Origin of the sequence: Streptomyces microflavus (genome assembly GCF_014650075.1) — a bacterium.
Classification (GTDB): Bacteria; Actinomycetota; Actinomycetes; order Streptomycetales; family Streptomycetaceae; genus Streptomyces; species Streptomyces microflavus.
This window is the reverse complement of the sequence record NZ_BMUG01000014.1, coordinates 28242-51050: the sequence shown is the minus strand read 5'-3', so window position 1 is coordinate 51050 and position 22809 is coordinate 28242. Positions and strand designations below refer to the sequence as shown.

Sequence of the window (22809 nt, the reverse complement as noted above, 5' to 3'; positions counted from 1 at the left end):
CACCACCACCGACGAGCCGCCATCACCGTCGAGCCACCACCACCGTCGAGAGAGAGGTCCGCCGCCGTGCCCACCCGTACCGCCGCGTCCACCCGCACTCCCGCCCATGTCTCCCGCCGGTCCGCACTCGCCGCACTGGCCGGTGCCGCCCTGCTCCCGCTCACCGGCTGTTCGACGGCCGGACCGGATACCGCCACCGACGGGAGGAGCGGGCCGAGCCGTTCCGGCCCCGGGCCCTCGCCGTCGGCCTCGGCCCTGCCCCGTACGGACCGCGCCTTCGCCGGACTGGAGCGGAAGTTCGACGCCCGGCTGGGCGTGTACGCGGTCGACACCGGCGACGGACGGATCGTCGCCCACCGCCCCGACGAACGGTTCGCCTACGCCTCCACCTGCAAGGCCCTCCTCGCCGGGGCCGTACTGGCCAAGAAGAGCCTCCCGCAGATGGAGCGCCTCGTCCGCTACGGCGAGGAGGAGATCATCAGCAACTCGCCCATCACCGAGAAGCATGTCGCCACCGGCATGACCCTGCGCGAACTGTGCGACGCCGCCATCCGCTACAGCGACAACGCCGCCGCCAACCTGCTCTTCCGCGAACTGGGCGGCCCCCGAGGCCTCCAGGACGCCCTGCGCGGACTCGGGGACCGCGTCACCCGCTGCGACCGCTACGAAGTCGCCCTCAGCGATGCGACCCCCGGCGACCTCCGTGACACCAGCACACCCCGCGCCCTGGCCACGGACCTGCGTGCGTACGTCCTCGGGGCGGCCCTCCCCGCCGAGAAGCAGGCCGTGCTCGCCGACTGGCTGAAGCGCAACACCACCGGCGACCACACCATCCGCGCGGGCACACCCCGCGGCTGGGAGGTCGGAGACAAGACCGGCACCGGCGGCTACGGGACCCGTAACGACATCGCCATCGTCCGGCCCCCGGGCGGCGCCGCCCCGATCGCGCTCGCCGTTCTCTCCCGGCGCGACACCAAGGACGCCGAACCCCAGGACGCCCTGATCGCCGGAGCCGCGAAGGTCGCCCTCGAAGCGTTCGCCTAACCGCCCGGACGCGGGTCCTCAGGCACCGGCGTATCCGTCACCGGCAGCTCCGGGTGCCGGCCGACCGGCAGGACGTACTGGAGCGGCTGGTCCAGGTCGTCGAGACCGAAGATCTCGTGCGCCAGATCGTCCCGGAACCCGCCGAGCGTCGTGGTGCCCAGCCGCAGCGCGGTGGCCGTCAGGAGGAGCGACTGCGCCAGATGGCCCGCCTCCAGGAGCCCCAGCCGCAGCGCCCGCAGACCGTAACGCTCCCTGAGCCGCCCCAGGTCGACGTAGAGGCCGAGGACCACCGGGAGCGAGTCCGGCACGATTCCGTCGGGGTCGTCGTCGGAGCGAGAGAGGTACGAGGACAGCGACCTGATGTCCTCCAGGGCGGGTGCCGGGCCGACGTACCGCAGCGAGCGCCGGTCCGGCACACACTGGTAGGTGCCCGGCGCGAGCCCCTGGACGTCCAGCGCGATCAGCCGGAGACCCGCGGTGTAGAGGGCGCCCGCGCTCGGGTACGGCCGGTGGCGCATGAGCCGTTCACCGCCGCCGGCGAACCGGTGGACCGACTCGTGCCCGGACGCGTGCGAGCCCCACAGCAGGGTGCCGAGCGAGGCCGCGTCCAGCGGACCCGTCAGCGCGCCCCGCCGCGAGACACGGCTGTTCATCACCGTCCGCAGATCCGTGTCCGGGAACGGGCCTGCGGGAAGCGGCAGTTCGGAGCCGCCCCGCAGCGCGTGCTCTCCGGCCGGGCGGGCCGGTATGTCGAGCGGCGCCGAGTCCTGCTCCCGCCCGAGGTGGAACTTGCTCCGCTCCAGGTACTGCCGGTCGGGGGAGGTGTGGTCGTCCGGGAAGTACGAGGCCGCGTCGCCCCGGTCCAGGAGCGTGCGCGCGGCCAGCCGGCACACCGCCCGCTCCTCGTCGGGCGCCAGGCCCAGCCGGTTGAAGAGCATGTGCAGCTGGGACGCCCAGATCTGCGGGCGCCCCACCTGCGGGGAAGCCGCGCGCAGGGCCCGGTCGGCGTCGCGGACACCGTCGTACCAGTCGGTCAGCGGGCCGGGGGCCGTGCCGTCCTCCAGCGCCTGCCGCACCGCCCGCGCACGGCTCGCGAGAGCCTCGCGCTGGAGTGCGTAGACGCTGTTGACCCGCGCGTGGACGTGCTGGGGGCCGAGCAGCGGCACGTCCTCGGCCCACCGCCAGCTCGCGGCGTGCCGACGCAACCACTGCGCCGCCGACAGCCGGTCCATGCCGCAGGCGAGAGCGGTGGCGTGCGCCAGATCGATGCCCAGGGACAGCCGGGCGCTCCCTCGCGGGGCGTCACCGACGGCCCGCACGGCCACCCGGCTGGAGAGGACGAACACCTCTTCCGCCACCGGCAGGGCCGCGGGACCTCCGTAGCGCCCGGTCTCCGGAACGTACGGCTCGACGCGGACCTCGGCGTGGAGCCCCCGGCCGTCCCCGTCGTGCCCGGGTACGGGACCGGCGACCGGCAGCCGCTCGGCCCGTCGCGCGAGAGCGGTCGGCAGGGACGCGGCCCGCGCCTGCGACACCCCGCGTATCCGGAGGCGCAGATGGTGCCCGCCCTCGTCGTAGCGGATGAAGAACCAGCCGGTGGCCTCGCCCTCGGCGACGAGCCCGTCGAGGAGCGGGGCCACGTCCCCGGTGAGGAAGGCGTCGACGTCCTCGGGCGCGGACCGCAGGAAGCAGTGGAGGCTGAGCCAGGTATCCGGCCCGGTCCGGCCCGTACCGGCAGGCGGCTCCTGGAGTCGGTTCGTCACGTGATGAGTTCCTGTCCTGGTGTCCTGATTGCGGGGCATATGGGGGGAAGGGCCCCGCCTCAGGGGAACGGATGCGGGTGCAGGGCGAGTTCGTCGTGGCGTGCTCTCCGTTGCGTACGCCCCAGCCGGAACGGCACCTCCAGGAGCCGGTCGAGCCCGATCGTGCGCCGGTTGACGTGCCCGAACGTCATCGGCAGCGAGCCCGGGACCACGACCTTCGCCGTGTGCAGCCCGAGCCGGTCGCGTACGGCGGACTCGCTCAGCGGTACGGCGACGACTTCCAGGCCGAGACCGGCCAGCCGGTTCACGGTCTCCTCCAACAGGCTGGTCACATCCGGCACGGGGGCCGGCTCCGACGCCTCGGGCCAGATGTCCTGCCACTCCGTCTCCGGGCCGTCCGGGTCGAGGAAGTCCAGCCGGGAGCGGGCCTCGGGCAGCGTGTTGACGGCCACATGGTCCGCGAGCGTCGTGACCAGCTCCGGCCGCTCCAGCATCGGGAGCAGCCGCCGCCGGTCGAACATCTCCGGCTCGGCCCGGTGCCGGTGCACGGCGTTCACCACATTGGTCACCACCTCGGCGACGGCGGAGCGGATCGCGGCACGCGGATGGTGATGGCTCCCGGCGGCGACGAACGCGCCCGGAGCCGTGGTGGGTTCGCCCCGGTGCAGGGCGACGGCGATGACGGCGGGCACCTGGAAGTCGTTCGTCGCGTCGAACAGCGCCACCCGGTACCCGGCGAGCGCCGCACGGTCCACCAGGTGCGCCACCTCCAGGTCCCCGGCCGGAACGGCGACCCGGTGCAACGGCGTGCGCGCGTACCACGCCATCAGGAACGCGTCCCGCTCGGCGACCTCGAACAGCCCGTACAACGCGGCCTCCGCCGCGCTGTTGCCCAGCCCGCAGCCGCTGGAGCACTCGTACACCACCCGGGGCCGGCCCGGGCTCGCGTCCCAGTAGGCCACGTGCTCGGGCACCACCGTCGTACGGTCACGGGTCAGGGACCAGCCGTGCACCCAGTCCAGTTCGAGGTCCGGTGTGTACGGCACGGTCGCGGAGGCGGGATGACCGTGGTGGACGGGATCGGGCAGCCCGAGCCGCACCGGGTCCACCGCGCGTTCGGGGCCGAGTTCCGCGTACGGGGCGCGCAGGACGGTCCGGTGGCCGGTGGGGCTCATCGACGCCAGGCGCTCCGCCGCCTCGAACAGGGCGACACGTTCGCTGCTCTCGAAGTCGATGCTCCGCCCGTAGCCGCCGTCGCGCGTATGACGGCCGTACGTCACGTACGCGCTCGTCAGACTGTGCACGGACTCCTCGGTGCGCAGGATCTGGTGGACCGGCCCGAACCGCTCGTCGAACAGCACCTCCCGCAGACCCGCCACGCCGGTACGCGGGTTGGGCTCACGCAGCGACTCCGGGCCGCCGGCCGGCCTCGGGGCGCGGCGCGCGTCCGGGCCGAAGGCGGCCTCGGCGACCTCGGTACCGTCCGGCGGCAGCGGCAGGCAGACCGCGCATCCGCCCACGGGCTCGAAGCGGTGGGTCGACCAGGTGCCCCGGCCGTTGTGGACGACATGGACGACCGCCTCACCGCTCTCCTGGAGAGAGGTGGCCAGCACAGCGACGGCGTCGACGAAGGCGGGCGAGGGCCGTCCCTCCAGCCGCAGTCCGGGGCTGTGCCACGGCACCCGGCCGCCGATCGTCGCCAGCCGCCGGTACTCGCTGCACGACAGACACCCCCGCGCGCCGGGGCGCAGCACGGGCCCCACCACCGTCAGCGCACCGTCGCCCCGGACGGGGACGAGCGTCACCGGATGGACCAGCGCGTGCCGCGACAGCTCCTCCGCCACCCCCAGGGTCCAGGTGTCCAGGACCACGACGGCGCTGCCCTCGGTGAGGCGCAGGGCGCCCGCCGCGTCCAGGACGGTGGGGATCTCCTCGGCCAAAGCCTGGCGGAGCGGGGCTGCTGCGGTCACCGGAGTCCTTCCAGGGGGGTGTGCGTGGGGTGCGCGCCGCTCGCGGGGCGGGTGGACAGAACCGAGAAGCCGCACTGACGCAGCGCCGACCAGAGCGCGCGTACGTCGTCGAGCGCACCGGACGGCGGCTCCCACGGCTGCGGGGACCACCCGGTGAGGCCGGTCAGGGCCTCCTGGAGGTCCGGTTCCCGGCCGGCCACCTCCGCCAGCCACTCCGTCGTCCACCCCGTGTCCTCCCAGGGCGCCGGCTCGGCCGACCGGGCGAGCGCGGCCGACGCGCCACTGGGTGTCACCAGGTGCCGGGCGCCCGGGACGTCGGCGGCCATCTGGAACCCGACCACGGCACAGAGCGCGGCGAAGGCGACAGCGTCGTCCACCGACGCCTCCACGGCCGTGCCGAGCAGGACGGGCGCGTCACCCGCCGTCGTACGTCCCCGAACCCGGGCATGGAACACGGCTCCGCCGCCCGTGTCCAGGCGCGACACCGCCACCTCCGCGTCGACGCCGAGCCGCCGGACCAGGACGGACCACCAGTGGAGCGCCTGCGGATGGCGTGCGGTCTCCGGGGACCAGGGCACGGTCGTGATGTGGTGCGCGTATCTGATGTCCGGTCCTGCGGTCTCCCCGGCGCGTCCGTCGGCCGTCGCATCCTTGCGGACGGACGTCATGGCGTCCTGCCCGATCGCCGCACGCCGCAGCGCCCGACCGCGCGCGTGCTCCGCGCCCGCCCCGACCGTCAGGCCCGTCTCGCCCTCACCCAGGCGGAGTTCGGCCGCACGGCACACCGCCTCAAGCCGCGCCAGGTCCGCCCGGGCGGCACCTGACACCAGATCGCCGTCCGCCATCGCGCAGCGGACCAGCGCCGCGGGCAGCTGGGGGAGCGACCCGGGTTCCGGTTCGTCCAGCACCCCGGTCCTGCTGTCGGTGAGCACCGGAATGCGGGCCAGCGCCTCGGCCAGCGTACGTACGGCAGCAGGGGGCCGGACCCGGTCGGCGTCCACGAGCACGGGCCCCGGCCAGCTCCGGTACTCGCCCCGCAACGGCTCCTGCTCCGCGACGAGTGCCGTCGGCAGCCCGGGAAGCAGCCGGGCGTCGCCCGCCTCGGCCGACGGGTCCCGGAGCCCGGCCACCGCGCACACCAGCCGCTGCGCCGCCGAGGAGGCCAGGAGCGCCGGCAGCCCCGGGTGCCCGGCCCCGCCCGGAACCTCCCACCGGCGCAACCTGCCCGCCAGCCCGTCGGCGTCGCCACGCGCCTGCGCCACGCTGCCCACGGGGGTGACGAACCCGACGCCCGCCCGCACGCCGACCGCCACCGCCAACTCCTCCGCCCCTTGTTCCCGCACGCTGTCCGAGGGCTCGCCGCCCCTGTCGGCGACGAGCAAGACCTGCCCGTCCGGGAGATCCGCCGCCTCCACGGCCTCCGTGCGGATACCCGCACGGTCCAGCGCCCGCGCGGCGGTGCGGGCGAGCGGGCCGTCCGGACGCGCGCCGAGGACCCGCGCCCGGCTGCGGGTGAGCGCGGCCGCAGCTGCTGCGGGCCGGTCGGCCACCGACCCGAGCCACTGCCCGGCCCTGCCCTCCGGCTCCTCGCCGGAACGCTCGACCAGCAGGTCGTGGTCGTGCAACTGGCCGATCACCGTGAGCAGGGCCGCCCGGAGCGGCGAACCCGCCGGAGCCGCCCGCACCAACTCGGCGTATCCGTCCCGGTCCCCGTCCGCCGAGAGGACCTGGGCCAGACCGGCCCAGAGCACCGGCATCCCGGGGCCGCCCTCCAGCGTGACGCTGGTGATCCAGCCCCGGAGGTGTACGCCGTTGTGGAGCACGGTCACCGAGACCCCCGGACGTAAAGTCCACCGCCCCGGAGAATCCAGGGAGTCGAGCGACTCGAGCGAGTCCATAGAGGTCGGAGAGCTCAGAGAGCCCGGAGAATCCTGCGCCTGGTCGACGGTCATCGGCCTTCCTCTCGGTTCGCCCGCCCGGCGCGGTAGGTCTCCACCACCAGCTCCACCGCTGCGTACGTCTCGCCCCGGACGGGGGCGGGCAGCGCCTCCTCCAGGACCACTCCGTCCGGGTGGCGGGTCAGCCACTTGCCCAGGCAGCGCAGATGGAGCGCGTCGCCGAGGTCGACGTACTGCGGCTTGGGACGGTCGAGAGCGCGCAGGAGGTCCTCGTCCACCCGCCCGCCCCGGGCCGGTGGCGCTCCGTGCAGATAGAGCTGATCGGGCACGCCGAGCAGGGCCCGCCAGCGCGCCACCGTCCCCACCGGCACCTCGCCCTCGGCCGCCAGCTCCGAAAGGAGCGCCGCCACCGTGGAGCCGGTCAGCTCCCACCGGCGGCGGCGCAGCACGAGATGGCGGTGGCGCAGGCGGGGAGTGCGCACCAGGTCTCCGCCCGGTACGGGGGTGATGTGACGGGGCACCAGGGCACCGAAGTCGGTGATGCCGTGCGGGTGGTCCATCAACAGGGGCGCGAGCCTGGGCTGCAGCAGGAGCGGGGCGAACACCCCCGCGTAGAGCACGTCGGCCCACTCGCCGGTGGCCTTGACCCGGACGCGTACCTCGTCGCCGCTCAGGTCATGGACGAGTTCGACGTCGTCCGCGCCGAGGGAGGCGTACGTGCGGTCCGCCCCGATCTCGTCCGGCACGAACAGCGGATGAAGGTTGGCGTTGAAGCCGCTCACCGGGCGCACCTGGGCCACTTGGGTGCCGGGGCCGAGCGCGTCGAGCACCGCAGCGGTCGTCTCCCGCGCGGCCCCCGGGTCCAGGGAATCCAGGAACCTGCTGCTGAAGCGCCCCCACCCCCCGTACACGTGGTTCACACACAGCGCTCCACCGGGCGCCCGCTGGAGGAACCCGGTGTACGAGACCGGGCGCCGGGTCGCCCACGAGGGCAGCCGGGAGCCGAGCCCGGCCACCGCACCGGCCGGCAGGACGACGTCGTCATCGGGCCCGCCGCCGCTGTCGGCGTGTGCCCGGTGCGCGGCGTCCACCAGCTCGGCCCGGAGCGCGGTGAGCTGCCGGAGACCGCCGACGGCGGTGGAACCGTCACCGTCCGCGCCAGGAGCACGGCCGACGGCCCGCGCGGCCCGCTGCCACGCCTCGTTGGCGTCCGCGCCGAAGTCCCACACGTGCGGGCAGACCCCGCCGGGCCCGTACCGTGCGACGAAGCTGTCCCGTACCTGCCGACGCACCTCGGGGCCGAGGTCGAACACCTCCGCCAGGGAGGACAGTTCGCCGAGCGCACGGTGGTCCGCGTCGCCGAGGAAGCCGTCCAGCCGCACCGGCTGCCGCACGACGACGTCCTCGCTGAGGACGGTGAGGCGGGCGGAGGCGGCGCCCACCGGGCGGCCCACCTCGTCGAGGAGCGTCACCCAGCGGTCCCTGAGGGTGGCGAGTACGGCGGCGCGGCGGGCCGGTTCGGCTGTGCCGAACTCGCCGGTGAGCACGGAGAGATCCTCGACACGGAGGGCCAGTTCGGGGTCGCGCGGTAGGCCGGTCTCCCGCAGCCAGCGGGCCAGCCGGGGCAAGGGGTTCGGGTCCTGCGGGTCGAAGGGCTCGGCCGGGACGAGGAGCCCGGCGTCGCAGACCTGCCGGACGAAGGCGAAGGCCGCTGCCACCTGTTCCGGCTCCGGTCCTGCTCCCGTTGCCGCCCCCGCCTCCCGTCCTACTGCTGCTCCCGCTCCTGCGAGCATTCCGGCCAGGGTGTCGAGGGTGGCCGGGGGGTCGCACAGTGCGGCGAGCCCCCGCAGTGGTTCCGCCGCGCCGAGGGTGACCACATCGTCCTCCACCGCGAGGAAGCGGGCGGCGGTGAAGGCCGTACGGGAGCGGGCGAAGGCGGCACGCCCGTCGGAGGCCCGCAGGCTGCTGCACATGCGGTGCGGCAGGGTGGCGCGACGGTCCGGGTCCGCTGCCAGTGCTGCGAACAGGGTGTCCACCAGCGTCCGGTTGGGGCGGACGACGGACCGGGACGAACCGAGCGGCAGGTCCGCCGCGTTCCAGGAACGGGCTCCGAGGTCCGCACCGTTCAAGGAACCGGTACCCGGCTCCGGGCCGTTACCCGCCTTCGCGGCCCTCGGCAGCACCCCCCAGCCGACGGCCGCGAAGGCGGACAACGGTGTCGTGCGGGCCACCGCCCGCGTCACGTGCCGCAGCACACCCGCCTCCTCCTTCCGGGCCCTGCGGTCCTCAAGCCCTTCCCCGGCCCGCATCACCGCCCGCAACAGATCGGCGCTGGTGAACGACGCGGCACGCAGGAACGAGGGCTCCCGGCACAACCCGGCGAGCACCGACCGCCCGGCGGCGAGAGCGGGAGCCGTCCCGGCCCGGAGCGCGGTGAGCAACTCCTCCCTGCGGCTCCGTGCGCCGAGCCAGTCGCGGAGTTCGGGCAGCCGGTCGGGAAGGCTGCCCAGCCGTCGCAGAAGGGCGGGCCGGGGGTCGCGCCCGTTGTGCACGGCCCGGCGGAGCGGAAGCACCACGTCGCGGTGGAAGTCCTCCGTGTGGTCCGCCCGGCTCGCGTACAGCGCGTCACCGAGCGCGGGGGCCAGAGCCGTGAGCCGGCCCTCCAGCACCACCAGTTCGGCCAGCGCGGCGCGGAACAGGGCGGCGGGGCCGGGCTCGGCGGGCAGGCTCAGCAGGGTTGTGCGGATCAGCGCGCCGGGGGCGGTCCGGGGGAGCGGGACGGTGGCCCCGCCGTGAGCTGGGGCAGCGGGTATCTGGAGTTCGGGTACGGGCGGATTCACATCGATCCAGTCGGCCGAGCGGTGGACAGGGCCCCGGCACGGGGTTCGGACGCGCCGGGTTCGCACACGAACGGGCCTCCGCGGCACCGAGCCCCTGAACGGGCAGACGGTGCCGCGGAAGCCCTTACGGTGCCTGTGTCACACGGTGTCGAGCGGCAACGGCGGCTGGACGCTGCATGCGCCGCAACCGCTGCAACCCTGACAGGACGTCGAGGAGGAAGAGGACAGCGAATAGGTGGACTCGCCTATTCCTGCCGTGTCACGCATTGCGGTGACGGTGATCTCGCCGAGATCCAGCGCGCTGAGGTCGAACGAAGTGGCCATCTCTGGAAGTGACATGTCTTCTCCAGGAGTCGTGAGAGCAGTAACGGTGCCCTTGTGCACCGGTTCGGCAGCGTAGGTCGGCGCACGACGCCCGGAGCAGCGCACTATTCAGCCAACGGGACGGTGCAGGAATGTCTCAAAGGCGTGATTACCGGCTGATTACCCTGCAGAGGCCGCAGTGGGTGTGATGTCGCGTATTTGCTTCCGGGAAATATCGGCGGTGGAGGGTGCGCCTCTGTCGCCTTTTCTCCGGAGGGAGTGGTGTCGAAAAGTGAATCGGCTTTCCGGAGGGGTTTCATCCGGATGTTTCCCGTCGTGCGGAAGGTGCGGAGAGACAATTCTTACGTTTCATTCCCGGAATTCCCGGAATGCCCGGTGCGGGATCTGCCGGGCCGTATCCATGTCGATGGCGTGGGTGAGCAGATGGAGTGGTGCGGCGCGCGTTCCGGTGGCTTCCGCCGCAGCCCAGTAGGCCAGGCCGGTGTTCGCACCGACCGGACCGCGAACGAGCGGTACGTCCGTTCCGGAGGCATGGAGGAGGGACTCCAGCCGGCAGGACGCGATGGTGTCCGGCAGCGAGGGCTGCGCGAGATAACCGGCCACGGCGGCCGCCGGAAGCCCGTCCGCCACCTGCCGTTCGACGGTCCCGATGCTCAGCAGCCCGCCGCCGACCACCAGGACGTCCTTCGCCCGGCGCATCCGGCTGAGGGCGCGCCCGGTGTCGAAGCAGTGTGGGAACGAGTCGTCGACCACCGTCGTACCGGGTGCGAGGCGGTCGACGTCGAGGAGCGTGCCGCCGCCGCTGACGGCCGCGACGATGAGGCGGGCCCCGTACACCGCGTCGGGAAGCCCCCGGTCCGACTCGTATACGTCGACGGCATCGGCGAGACGGCGTTCGCGGAGGCGGTCGGCGAGCTCCTTGAGCCGTGGGCCGCTGCCCGGTGCGTCGCAGAGCAGAAGCCGGGCGGGCGGACTCTGGGCCTGGCCGAGCAGCAGCTCCAGGGAGGAGGAGCCGATGGAGCCGAGCCCCACGAACGCGACGGTGAGAGCGCCCAGTTCCTGCCCGCTGGCATCGAGCGCGGCGTGGACGGTCTTGACGACGGAGACGACGGTCGCCGCGTGGCCGGTGGTCACGGCCGTGGTGGTTCCGGCGGTTCCGGTGCTGCCGATCGCGCGCAGGACGTCGAATCCGTAACCGGTGTGCGAGGGGATCATCCCGGCGAGCGAGACGGACCGGGCACCGAGGGACGAGGCGAGGTCCACGCCGCGTGCGGTGTGCCCGAGCAGGGTGTCGCCGGGAGCCAGTTCGTCCGCGAAGAGCGGGACACACACGAAGCCCGAACGCCCCAACGGGGTGCTCAGCGTTTCCAGGAGCCGTGGCCGCCCGTCCGGGAAGAGCAGGGTGCGCAACTCCTCGCGCGGCAGAGCCGCCTCCGGGAGCCGCGCCAGCCGGGCGAGGTGGCCGGGGGAGGGCAGATAGCCGATGAGCGCGGCATCCATCCGCTGCTCCTGCTCCTGCCCCTGCCCCTGCTCCTGCTCCTGCCCCTGCTCCTGCTCCTGCCCCTGCCCCTGCCCCTGCCCCTGCCCCTGCCTCTGCCCCTGCCTCTGCTCCCGCCCGGCCCCGCCCGGGCTCGGCGCGGTCAGGCTCCCGGCGCGCCGCTGACCCGGTGCCGGCGCGGCCACCGCGTGCGTCAGCCCGTCCCGTACCCCGTCCGCGAGCACGGCCAGGGCCTCCGGAGTGAAGGCCGCCGCCGACGCGCGCACGGTGAGGCGCAGACACCCGGCGTCCAGGGCGGCCGCCAGGAACACATCCGTACCGACCGGAGGCGGCGCGTACTCGCTCCCGCCGTCCTGCCGGCCGACCGTCAGCGTCCGCCCGCTCTCCGGCCCCAGGGCCGAGAAGTCCAGGTAGGTGAAGAAGAACTGGGAGGCCAGGGGCAGCCCGTTGGGCAGCGCCGGTACGGGACCGTCGTGGACCTGCGCCGCGTTGGCCTCGGCGACGACCCGCCGCAGATCGTCCTCGAAGTCCGCGTCGGAGGACCGCCCGGAGCCCGGGCCGGCCGGCCGCAGGGGCACGGCCGTGGCGAAGGGGCCGAACACCCGGTGCGCGTCCGGGAGGGAGAGGTCCCTGCCGCTCACGGCGAGACCGAGCACCAAGTCCGCCTGGCCGGTCGCCGCCACGAGCGCCCGGTAGTAGGCGGTCAGCACGGGGGCGTAAAGGGTTGTGCCGGTGCGGGAGGCCAGGGCGCGCAATTCCTCCACCCGGTCGGCCTCGATCGTGAACCCGTGGGTGCGGAAGGGTATGTGGGGGCTCGCCGTGCCCTGGCCGCCGCCGAGTTCCGGCAGCCGGTAGGGGGCGCTCAGCCGCGCCCACCGGTCCTCGTCCGGCGTCGACAGGCTCTCGCCCCGCGCGGGCGCCGACGTGACGGCGGGTGTGCCGGGGGCGGTTGCGGCGTCCGCGCCCGCCCGTACGGCGAGCTGGGCGGCGTGGTCGCGGAAAGTGCTGCGCAGCGGGGCCAGACCCGGTTCCTCACCGTAGGACAGCGCGTCGTACACGGTAGTCAGCTCCCGGACCAGGAGCGCCGCGCTGTAGCCGTCGCCGATGATGTGGTGGGCGTGCACCACGAGGACATGGTCGTCGGGGGCGAGGGTGAGCACCCGCAGCCGCAGCAGGGGCCAGGCCCAGGGTTCGAAGCGGCGCGCCCGTTCGGCGGCGACCCTGTCCTCCAGCTGATCCGGGCCGGTGAGGACTTCGAAGTCGACCGGCAGGCGCAGAGATGGCGGAAGCTCCTGCTGCACGGCCGGACGTGCCCCGGCCGGGAAGACGGTGCGCAGCATGGGGTGCCGAGCGACGAGGGCGTCCACCGCCGCCTGGAACCGCGCGGTGTCGAGCGGGCCGCGCAGGCGCAGCCGCGTGAGCCAGGACGACGCCGAACCCGGCGCGATGGCCTCCGCCAGCAAAAACCCTCGCTGGGAGGGAGTGAGGGGGAAGGGCGCGGGCCCTGCGCTCTCCGTAACGCTCACGGCCGGCTCCGGGACCGACGTGTCCGCCGCGTCCGGTGCCTCAGCCGCGTCCACGGCGGTGGCGAGGGCGGCCAGGGTGCGGTGACGGTAGATCACGGTCGGCCGGGGGAGCGGCCCGCCGTGCTTCTCCAGCCGGGCGAACACTTCCAGTACGAGCAGGGAGTCGCCGCCCAGAGCGAAGAAGTCGTCCTCACGGCACACGTCGTCGGCCTGGAGCAGCACCGACCAGATACGGGCAAGCCGGACCTCGGTCGGTGTGATGGGCGCCGTACGCGGGACCGCGCCCGCTTCCACCGGCTCGCCGTCGCCCTCCGTCCGCTCACCCGCCCCGAGGGCGAGCAGCTGACGTCGGTCGATCTTGCCCGTGCCGGTGAGCGGCATCCTGCCGACGGCATTGATGCGGGACGGCAGCATGTACGGAGGCAGCGTCTCCGCCAGGTGCAGCCGAAGCGCCACGGGGTCCACGCCGGACGCTCCCGGCCTCGGGGTCACGAACGCGGCGAGGCGGCCGTCCTGGAGGAGGACGACGGCCTGGGTGATGTCCGGATGGGCCTGGAGCACGGCCTCGATCTCGCCCGGCTCGACCCGATTGCCACGGACCTTCACCTGGTCGTCCAGGCGCCCGAGGAATTCCAGGGTGCCGTCCTCGGCGGCCCGCACGCGGTCGCCGCTGCGGTACCAGCGCCGACCCCGCCGGATCGTGAACGCGGCCTCGGTCAGGGCCGGTTCGCCGAGGTATCCGGGCGTCAGCCCGATCCCGGCGATGAGGAGCTCACCGGCTTCGCCGGGCTGCCGCAGCTCCCCGTCGGGCCCGACGATCTCGACCTCCGTCCCGGCCACCGGACGGCCGATGGGCAGAGTCCGTACGTGGTCACCGGGCCGGGCGCGGATGATGTGGCAGGTCGTGTTGATGGTCGCTTCGGTCGGGCCGTAGAGGTTGGCGATGTGCTGGCCGCTGCCGAGCAGATCGAACCAGCGGCGCACATGGGCGGGCGACAGAGCCTCGCCGCCGACGTGGATCCACCGGAGCGAGGAGAGACCGGGCCGGGGCGCGCCGCGCCGAACCCGCTCCTCTGAGGCGCTGAGGAGCTGTTCCCAGAGGGTGGGTACGGAGCTCCACACGGTGATCCGGGCGCGTTCGACGTGGGTCAGCAGGAGATCGGGGTCGCGCAGCAGATCCCGGCCCACGGTCACCACGGTCGCGCCGACGAGCAGAGGCGCGAGGAGCTGGCGGACGGAGGCGTCGAAGCAGAGCGACGCCGTCTGGGCGAGGCGGTCGTGCTCGTCGTACCCGAAGGTGCTGATGGCCCAGGAGAGGTAGTTCTCCATCGAACGGTAGGTGATGGGCACGGCCTTGGGCCGCCCGGTGGACCCGGAGGTGAAGATCACATAGGCGGTCGAGTCCGCGTCGACGGGACCGACCGGGTCGTCGGACGCCCCCTGCGGCGCGTGCGTCGACGCGTCGACGGACACCAGAGTTACGTCACCGAGGGCTTCGCCCGCCGCCCGGGTGGGGGCGTGACAGAGCACCGTACGGGCGCCCGAGCGGGCGAGCTGGTCCGCCAGGCGCGCGGTCGGGTGGCCGGAGTCCAGCGGCACCCAGCCCGCGCCGGCGCGCAGGACGGCGACGACCGAGACGACGGCGTCGGCGCCGGGCTCGGTGAGGAGCCCGACCAGGCTTCCCGGAGTGACACCGTGGGCCAGGAGCCGGGCCGCGAGCGCGTGGGAGGCGCGGTCGAGTTCGGCGTACGTCAGGATGCCGGTGCCGGCACTGGTGCCTGTGCCTGTGCCTGTGCCCGCGCCTGTGTCGATGGCGACCGCGTCCGGGGTGGCCCGGAACTGCGCGAGCAGCCGCCCCGCGATCGTGGCGGAGCCGGCTTCCGCGCGTATGGCCGGGGCCCCGGCAAGGGCGGTCAGCTCGTCGTGGAAGTCGCGGTCCAGCCGGGCCACCGTCCCCGCGTCGAAGAGGTGGACGGGGTAGTTCCACGAGAAGCGCAGGACCGTCCCGTCCTGCCAGCACAGCAGGCTGAGGCGGGTCGCCGGGGTGCCGGTCCCGGCCGCCGTCGGCCGCACGGTCACCGGGCACCGCGCGTCCAGCGCCGCAGGGAAGCGGGCGAAGCTGAAGCCGGCCGGGCTCACCGTCCGCGGCCCGGCCCCGACCGGGCTCTCCGGCAGCAGCCGGGCCAGATCGAGGCTGGTGGGCGCCGCATGCCGCTCGCTCTCCGGCCAGATCTGCCCCAGCCGCTCGGCCAGATCAGCCACCGACTCGTCCGGATCGGTCGCGCACAGCAGCGGAAGGGTGTCGGCGAGCGGCCCCACGAGCCGGTCCAGACCCGGCAGCCGGGCATCCCGCCGGGCACGGGCCACGTTCACCGCGACCTCGCGCTGCCCGCTCCACCGGCCCAGACAGCGCACATGGGCGGCGAGCAGCAGGTGGAACAGACTGACGCCGTGGGCAGCGGCCCGCTTCTCCAGCGCGGCGGTCAGCGGTGCGTCGAGGGCGCTCTGACGGGAGGCCAGGGGAGCGGACGGGAGGGCGGCAGGATCACCGTCGTACGGCAGCCGCAGCACCTCGCCCCGGGCGGCCAGCCGGTCCGACCAGTAGCGCAGGTCGGCGGCGAGGCCCGCGGCACCGGCCGCGGAGGAACGCTCCTCGGCGGCAGCGGCGGCGTACCGCGCGAAGTCGGTGCCGAGAGCGGGCAGCGAGGGCTCGTGCGGGGCCTCCTGCCCGTGGGCGAGGGCGGTGTAGAGCGACCAGAGTTCCTCGGCGAGGACGTTGAGGCTGTAGCCGTCGCCGGCCACATGGTGGATCACCAGGACCAGATGGGCCAGGTCAGGGCTCTCCCGGGCGAGGACCGCGCGTACGGGAGGCTCGGCGGAGAGGTCGAACGGCCGGTTGCGCAGGGCGGTTTCGAGGTCCTCGACAGGGCCGGGGCGCTCCCGCACCTCGTACCAGGCGGACAGGTCGGTGGGCGGCGCGATGTACTGCCGAGGCACCGTCCGGCCGCTCCCGTCCTCGCCGCTCCCGCTTTCGTCCGTGTCGTTCTCGACGCGGACCCGCAGCATGGCGTGCCGGTCGGCGAGCGCGGTGAGCGCCCGGCCGAGGAGCTCGCTGTCCAGGGGCCCCTGGACGGTCTGGCGGACATAGCCGTGCGCCGGGATGTCCGGGTGGAGCCGGCCGCTGGTGTGGAGGGCCAGCTGCACGGGGGTGAGCGGGAACGGCACGCCGTCCGCGACGGGGGAGGGGGCCACCCGGTGGGCCGGAGGCGGGCCGGCCGGGGCGTCGAGGTGCGCGGCCAGCTCGCGGACGGTCCGGTACTCGAAGAAGAGCGTGGCGGGCAGGGCGGCGCCCAGCTCCCGTTCGAGCTGCCGGACGAGGTCGACGGCCGCGAGCGAGTCGAGGCCGAGGGAGAGGAACGGCGCGTCGTCGGGGACCTCGGCGGCGGGCAGCCGCAGTGCCGAGGCCAGGAGCCGGCGCAACAACGCGGCGGTACCTGTGCCCGGTTGCGTACGGGTACCCGCGCCCGGTGTCGGCTCTGCGGCCATCGGAGGGGACTCCGGCCGACGATCCCCTACGGACCCGGGCACCGCACCCGGCAGCGGCAGCATCGGCAGCGACGCCGCGCCTGATTCCTTCCCGGCCGCCGGGAGTTCCGTGCTCGCGGTCGGCGGCGTCAGATCGGCGAGCAGCACCTGCGCCGCATCGACCGCACACGCCGTGCGGAGCGCCGCCAGCGCGGGAGCGGTGGCCACCGGCCTGCTTCCGGGCCGCTGTACGGGGGCGGAGCCCGGCAACCCACCGGTGCCGAGGGCGGCGGCCATGCCCGTACCGGCGAACGCGGCGAGGTTCACGGACTGCCACGGCCTGCCCGACCGCCGCTCCGACGCGGCGAACGCGTCGAGGAAGGCGTTGGCCCCCGCGTAGTCGCCCAGCGCACCCGCCAGGCCGGGCAGGAGGGCGGAGACCGAGGAGAACGCCACACAGACCGCCGGGTCGAGCCCGTGCCGCCGCAGGGCCAGCGAGAGCAGCAGAGCCCCCCGGGTCTTCGCCGCCAGGACGTCGGCCGTCCCGTCCGCGCTTCTGTTCCGCAGCGTGCAGGGACGGACCACCCCCGCCGCGTGGAAGAGGGCGTCCAGGCGCGGCAGTCCCGCGAGGAGCGCGTCCACGTCCCGCTCCACCGTCACATCGGCCACCCGGTAGTGGGCGGTGGCGCCCAGCGCCCGGAGCTCCTCGACGAGTCCGGCGGGAGGACGGGGGGAGCGCCCGGCGAGTACGAGGGTGGGGCGGCCCCTTCCGGCCAGGTCCCGGGCGAGCGCACCCCCGATCCCGCCACCGCCGCCGGTGACGAGGAAGGTGCCGTCGACCGGCAACGGGGACACCACCGTGTCCCTCGACGCCAGGGGCGAGATGTTCCGGGTGAGCCTGCGGCCCGCGCGCCAGGCGACCGAGGTGGCCCGGCCCGGCGTGCCCTCCGCACGGAGTTCGGAGAGCACGGCCGCCAGCCGCTGGGCGGGGGTGTCCAGTGAACGGAGATCGACGCCGGTGGCCGAACCGCCCGGTGTCTCCTGCGGCAACGCAAGCAACGGTCCGCCCAGCACCGCATGGGCGGGTCGCGGCCGCTCGGGCGCGGCCCCCGTGGTGTGGACGTCCTCCGTCAGCACCAGCAGCCGCCTCGCTCGTGTCTCGTCGAGCCGGGCGAGGGCCTCATCGAAGGCGGCCAGCGCGGTCTCCTGAGCCCGTCCCAGGGCGTCGGCGTCCTCCTGGCCGGGCGCGGGACCGGCCACCAGGACCACGGCGTCCGGTGGCTCCTCGCCCCCGGTGTGCACCTTGATGCCCTGGGCGGCGAGCTGCCCGGCGAGCCGGCTGACGGACGAGGCGTCAGGACCCGTCAACAGGACGGAACGCACCGTCGCCGTCGCCGTCGCCGTCGCCGACGCCGACCCCGATGCCGAACCCGCTGCCGACGTCCCGGGCAGGACGGAGTCCTCCCACAGCACCCGGTGCAGCAGCGGGCTCACCGGCGGATCAGCCCAGTACCGCCTGCGCTGGAAGGGATAGGCGGGCAACGGAACCCGGTGGTGGCCGGCGTCGAGCGCGGTCCGGTCCAACGGCACACCACGCGACCACAGCCGCCCGATCGTCTCCAGGAGCGCCCCGCGCCCGTCACCGCGCTGCGTGCTGTCGCCGGAACCGCCCGGCTCACGGTCGCCGGAACCGCCTGGCTCGCGGTCGTGGGAACCGCCAGGCAGAGCCGGGAGCACCAGCACGTCACCGGAGACAGTTCCCCCCGATGCGGCCGCACACGGCCCACCACCAGGTCTGTCGTCCGGATCGGCCCCGTGACGTACCCCCGTGGCCGCCGCCGCGCGCGCCGCACCCGACAGGGTCGCGCCGTGCCCGACCTCGACGAACGTGTCGTACCCCTCCCCGGCCAGGCGCTCCACGGCGGCTCCGAACAGCACCGGCCGCAGGGCGTGGTCGCGCAGGTACTCCGGCCCGAGGACCGGCTGCCACTCGCCGGTGACCGTGCTCATCAGCGGGACGGACGGCTCATGGAGGGTCAGCGCACGCGCCGCGGCGGCGAGCTGGTCCGCGATGGGCCGCATGAGCGGTGAGTGGAACGCACGGGAGACCCGCAGCCGACGTACGGGAACGCCCTGGGCACCGAGAGCGTGGGCGGCGCGCTCGACCGCGGAAACGGAACCGGAGAGGACCTGGAGGCCCGGACCGTTGTACGCGGCCACGGCGAGGTCACCCTCCGCCCCGGCCACCGCCGCCGCGACGGCTTCCTCACCGCCGCGGATGGCGATCATGGCGCCGGGCTCGGTGAACGCGCCCATGAGACGGCCGCGTTCGGCCGCGAACCGTACGGCGTCCCGGAGGGTCAGCACCCCGCTGACGCAGGCGGCGGTGATCTCCCCGACGCTGTGCCCGGCGACCGCGTCGGGCTCCACGCCCCAGTCCCGCAGCTGGCGGGCGAGCGCGACCCCGGAAGCGACGAGCAGCGGCTGCGCCACCTCTGTCAGGGCCTGGGTGCCGGGGTCCGCGTCCGGATCCACTCCCCAGTCCACCAAAGGCCGCCCATGCACCGGCCCGAGGAGGGCGGACGCCTCGTCGAGGGTGTCCCGGAACACCGGCGCCGTACGGTACAGGGCCCGGTCGCGGCCGGGGAACTGCACGCCCTGCCCCGGGAACAGGAAGACGAGGCGCGGCCGCGAACGGGCCACTCCCTCTCCTCCCCGGGCGGACACGGTGAGGCGGGCGGAGAGGTCACCGTCCGCGACGACGGCGAGCCGGTGGGGACCGTCGTCCCGGGCCGTGCTCGCGGTCAGGCAGACATCGCCCTCGTCCAGCTCCGGGTGGCCGTCCAGATGGGCGGCGAGCTGCGCTGCCGCCTCCCGCAGCCCGGCCGCGCTGCGGGCCGACAGGGTCAGCAGATGCGGCCCGGCTTCCCCACCCTCGTACGAGGTGCGGGGCGGAACCTGTGTGGTGCGGGGCGGGGCCTGCTCAAGCACGGCGTGGGCGTTGGTACCGCCGAAACCGAAGGCGTTGACGCCCGCCACGAGCGGCCCGGTAGCGGTCCACTCCCGCGCCTCGGTCACCACGGAGAAACCGGCGGGCGCGAGACCCGGCGAGGGGGAGGTGTGGTGCAACGACGGGGGAAGCCTGCGGTGGTTCAGCGCCAGCACGACCTTCACCAGGGAAGGCAGAGCGGCCGCGTTGAGCAGATGCCCGATGTTCGTCTTCACCGAACCGAGCAGCCGCTCCACGCCGTCGGGCCGTACGGGAAACGCGTGGGCGAGCGAGCGCAGCTCGATCGGGTCCCCGACGGCCGTGCCCGTTCCGTGGGCCTCCACATAGGTCACCGAGGCGGGGTCGACACCGGCCGCCTCGTACGCCCGGGTGATGACCTCGCGCTGCCGCAGCGGGTTGGGCGCCATGAGGCTCATCGAACGGCCGTCGTTGTTGACGGCCGTGCCCCGGACCACCGCGAGCACGGCGTCGTCGGCCGCAAGGGCGGCATCCAGCCGCGTCAGGACGATCGCGGCACCGCCCTCACCGGGCACGAAGCCGTCGGCGTCGGCGCTGAAGGCGCGGCTGCGGCCGGTGGGGGAGAGGGCCTGCGCCTCCTCCAGCAGACGGTGACCGGTCGACGTCAGGTGGAGGTTGACCCCGCCGACGACGGCGAGGTCGCACTCGCCCTCCAGGAGGCTGCGCCGCGCCAGGTGCAGGGCCACCAGCCCCGACGAGCAGGCCGTGTCCACGGCGAGCGCGGGCCCGTCGAGGTCGAGGCACTGGGAGACGCGGGCGGCGACGAGGCCGGGCAGGTTCCCGGTGAGCGTGGCGGGCAGCGGGGCCCCCTCGGCGGAGGCCCGGTCCAGCACCTCCCGGTAGCCGCTCTCCCCGACTGCGGCGAAGACCCCGATCCGGCGGCCGCGCCGACGGGGACCCGCATAGCCGGCGCGTTCGAGGGCCTCATGGGCGAGTTCGAGGAAGAGCCGCCCCTGCGGATCGAGCGCACGGGCCTCGTCCTCGCCGATGCCGAAGTACTCGGCGTCGAACCCGGCGGGGTCGTCGACCAGAGCACCCCAGCGCTTCCGGGGAGCCGCCGGCGGGGCCCCGGTGTCGTCCCACCGCCCGTCCGGTACGGGGACGACGGCGTCGTGCCCGTCGATGAGCAGGTCCCAGAAGGCGTCGGGTGTGTCGGCCCCCGGGAACCGGCAGGCCATCCCGATGACGGCCGCAGCGGTGGTACCGGCCCCGGCCGCTCCTTCGGGCTGCTCGCCCTGCGAGGTGGCTGACGGGCGCGCCGGGACAGTGGCCAGAAGATGGCCGGCGAGCGCGGCGACGGTGCCGTGGTCACGGATCACCGCCGGTGGCAGCGGCACGCCGAAGGCGTCCTCCAGCGCCACGAGAGCCTCCATGGCCTTGAGCGATGTCCCCCCGAGGCTCCCGAAGAACTCGTGCCGCCCGATCGAGGTGGCAGGGAGCCCCAACACACGCGCCCACACGTCCCGTACGACCTGCTCGGCCTCGCCCCGCGACCGAGGCGCCGCCACCGGTACCGGATAGGCGGACCCGGCACCGTCCGGAAACGCGGGCCCGGCACCGTCCGGAAATGCGGACCCGGCACCATCCGGAGAATCAGCTTCCGCACCGGCCGAAGCCGCTTCCCCGCTACCTGCCGCAGCCGCTTCCCCGGCACCTCCTGCAGACGCACCCCCGCCACCGGCCGAGGAGGCACCAGCGCCCCCCGTCCCCCACTCACCCGCCTCGAACCGCTCCCGCAGTCGCTGCCGTTGCAGCTTCCCGCTCGTCGTACGGGGGAATGCCCCCGGAGGCAGGGCCAACACCCGTACATCGTCGTGGAGCAGTGCCTCGCGCACCCGGGCGGCGACCCGTTCGAGCACCTCCGCCGCCCCGCCCGGCGGCCGGGCCCACGGGACGAACACCACGACGCGTTCCCCACCGGTCACGGGATCGGTCGAGCCGATCACCGCAGGAGCACCGGGAGGCAGCCCGGGGGTGGCCGCCGCGACCCCCTCCATGTCCGGGGCGTGGAAGGTGCGGCCGTTGAGGAACAGCACGTCCTTGTGGCGCCCCGTCACGCACAGCCGTCCGTCCCTCAGGAAGCCGAGATCGCCGGTGCGCAGCCACCCGTCGGCGAACGTCTCGGCGCTCACGCCGGGAAGACCGTGGTAGCCACGGGCCAGCTGCGGACCGCGCACCATGATGTGCCCGACCCTCCGGTCACCGAGCTCCGCGCCCCCGTCGTCGACGATCCGCACGGCGCAGCCCGCCACCGGAGGCCCGACGTCCATCAGCTCGACGGCGCTCGCGCCCGCCACGGCCCCCTCGCCGGCCACGGCGTCCACCGCCACACCCCGGCTCAGCGAGGCACGGTCCAGGACCAGCGGCTCGGCCACTTCCCCCGGCGGCGGGAACGTCACCGCGAGCGTCGCCTCAGCCAGCCCGTAGACCGGCTGGGCCGCCGACGGATCCAGCCCCGCCGGGCGTGTCTTGCGGGCGAAGTCGCGCCACACGGCGGGCGCGATCGGCTCCGCGCCCACCAGCATGAGCCGCACCGCCGACAGATCCAGCCGGGCGACGACCTCGTCGGGAACCCGCCGTACGGCCAGGGCCAGGGCGAAGTTGGCCGCGGAGAGCACGGTGGCCCGGTGCCGGTCCGCCACCTCGAACCACACCCGGGGCCGCTTGGCGAACGACAGCGGACCGATCTTCACCTGCCTGGCCCCGGCGGCCAGCGGGGCGAGATGGGTACCGATGAGCCCCATGTCGTGGAAGTACGGCATCCAGCTGACCACGACGTCGTCCGCGCCGAGCGCCGAGGCCTTCCGGATCTGCTCCAGATTGGCCAGCACCGCACGATGGGTCACTTCCACACCCTTGGGCGCACCGGTGCTCCCCGAGGAGAACTGTACGAACGCGACCTCGTCCGGCCCGGCGACGACGGGCTCCCGCAGCACCGGCCCCCGCCGCAGCACATCGAGCGTCAGGGAGCGTACGTCGCCCGGGATTTCAGCCACCACGGAAGCGGTCGCCGCGTCCACGACGACGGGCGGCCGACCCAGGTGCTCCCACACCGGCAGGACGCGCCGGGCATCGGGAGCCAGCGGTACGGGGACGAGTCCCGCGGCGACCGCGCCCCAGAACATCGGCTGGAAGTCCTCGCTGCGATCGGCCAGCAACGGCACGCGGGTCCCCGGCGCGACACCGGCCTCCCGGAGGCCGCCGGCCACGCTCAGCGCGTCGTCCAGGAGTTCGCGCAGAGTGACGGTCAACTCGCTGCCGTCGCCGCACACATGGACGACGACCTGCTCCGGATCCTTACGGACCGCGCCCAGCAGTACATCCAGCAGTGTCATGTTGTCGTCCACCGGTCCCCGTCGGTCCGTTCTTCTCACGCGGCAAGGCGCGCACTGG

At 74.4% G+C, this 22809-nt stretch carries 7 protein-coding genes; 1 reads left to right on the top strand and 6 read right to left on the bottom strand.

The annotated features are described in order from the left end of the window. Window positions 1-66: 66 nt before the first annotated feature. Complete coding sequence (bla, locus tag IE264_RS32715) at window positions 67-1044, top strand: class A beta-lactamase (protein WP_032759560.1); 978 nt, start codon at window positions 67-69, stop codon at window positions 1042-1044. Here the strand turns inward: bla and IE264_RS32710 are convergent. The 6 genes from IE264_RS32710 to IE264_RS32685 all read right to left on the bottom strand — a co-directional run bounded on the left by IE264_RS32710 (window position 1041) and on the right by IE264_RS32685 (window position 22763). Next, window positions 1041-2807, bottom strand: a complete 1767-nt coding sequence (locus tag IE264_RS32710; RefSeq protein ID WP_051821991.1) for a thiopeptide-type bacteriocin biosynthesis protein — start codon at window positions 2805-2807, stop codon at window positions 1041-1043. The two genes, bla and IE264_RS32710, sit on opposite strands and share 4 nt — an antisense overlap. A 59-nt stretch (window positions 2808-2866) precedes the next feature. Next, complete coding sequence (locus tag IE264_RS32705) at window positions 2867-4777, bottom strand: TOMM precursor leader peptide-binding protein (RefSeq protein WP_032759559.1); 1911 nt, start codon at window positions 4775-4777, stop codon at window positions 2867-2869. Continuing rightward, entirely contained in the window at window positions 4774-6675 is a 1902-nt protein-coding gene (locus tag IE264_RS32700; RefSeq protein WP_229887875.1) for a hypothetical protein, read from the bottom strand. The genes IE264_RS32705 and IE264_RS32700 overlap by 4 nt, the downstream gene beginning before the upstream one ends. Window positions 6676-6725: 50 nt before the next feature. Then, on the bottom strand, window positions 6726-9515 hold the full coding sequence (locus IE264_RS32695) for a lantibiotic dehydratase (protein ID WP_032759557.1): 2790 nt from the start codon (window positions 9513-9515) through the stop codon (window positions 6726-6728). A gap of 138 nt (window positions 9516-9653) precedes the next feature. Then, window positions 9654-9899, bottom strand: coding sequence for a thiazolylpeptide-type bacteriocin (locus IE264_RS32690; protein ID WP_229887873.1), 246 nt, complete (start codon window positions 9897-9899; stop codon window positions 9654-9656). Between the two features lie 288 nt (window positions 9900-10187). Further along, entirely contained in the window at window positions 10188-22763 is a 12576-nt protein-coding gene (locus IE264_RS32685) for a non-ribosomal peptide synthetase/type I polyketide synthase (RefSeq protein WP_190167747.1), read from the bottom strand. Window positions 22764-22809: the final 46 nt, after the last annotated feature.

Excerpts from the sequence above, each read along its gene's own strand:
- IE264_RS32700 (WP_229887875.1), bottom strand. The coding sequence starts at position 6,675 with ATGGACTCGCTCGAGTCGCTCGACTCCCTGGATTCTCCGGGGCGGTGG.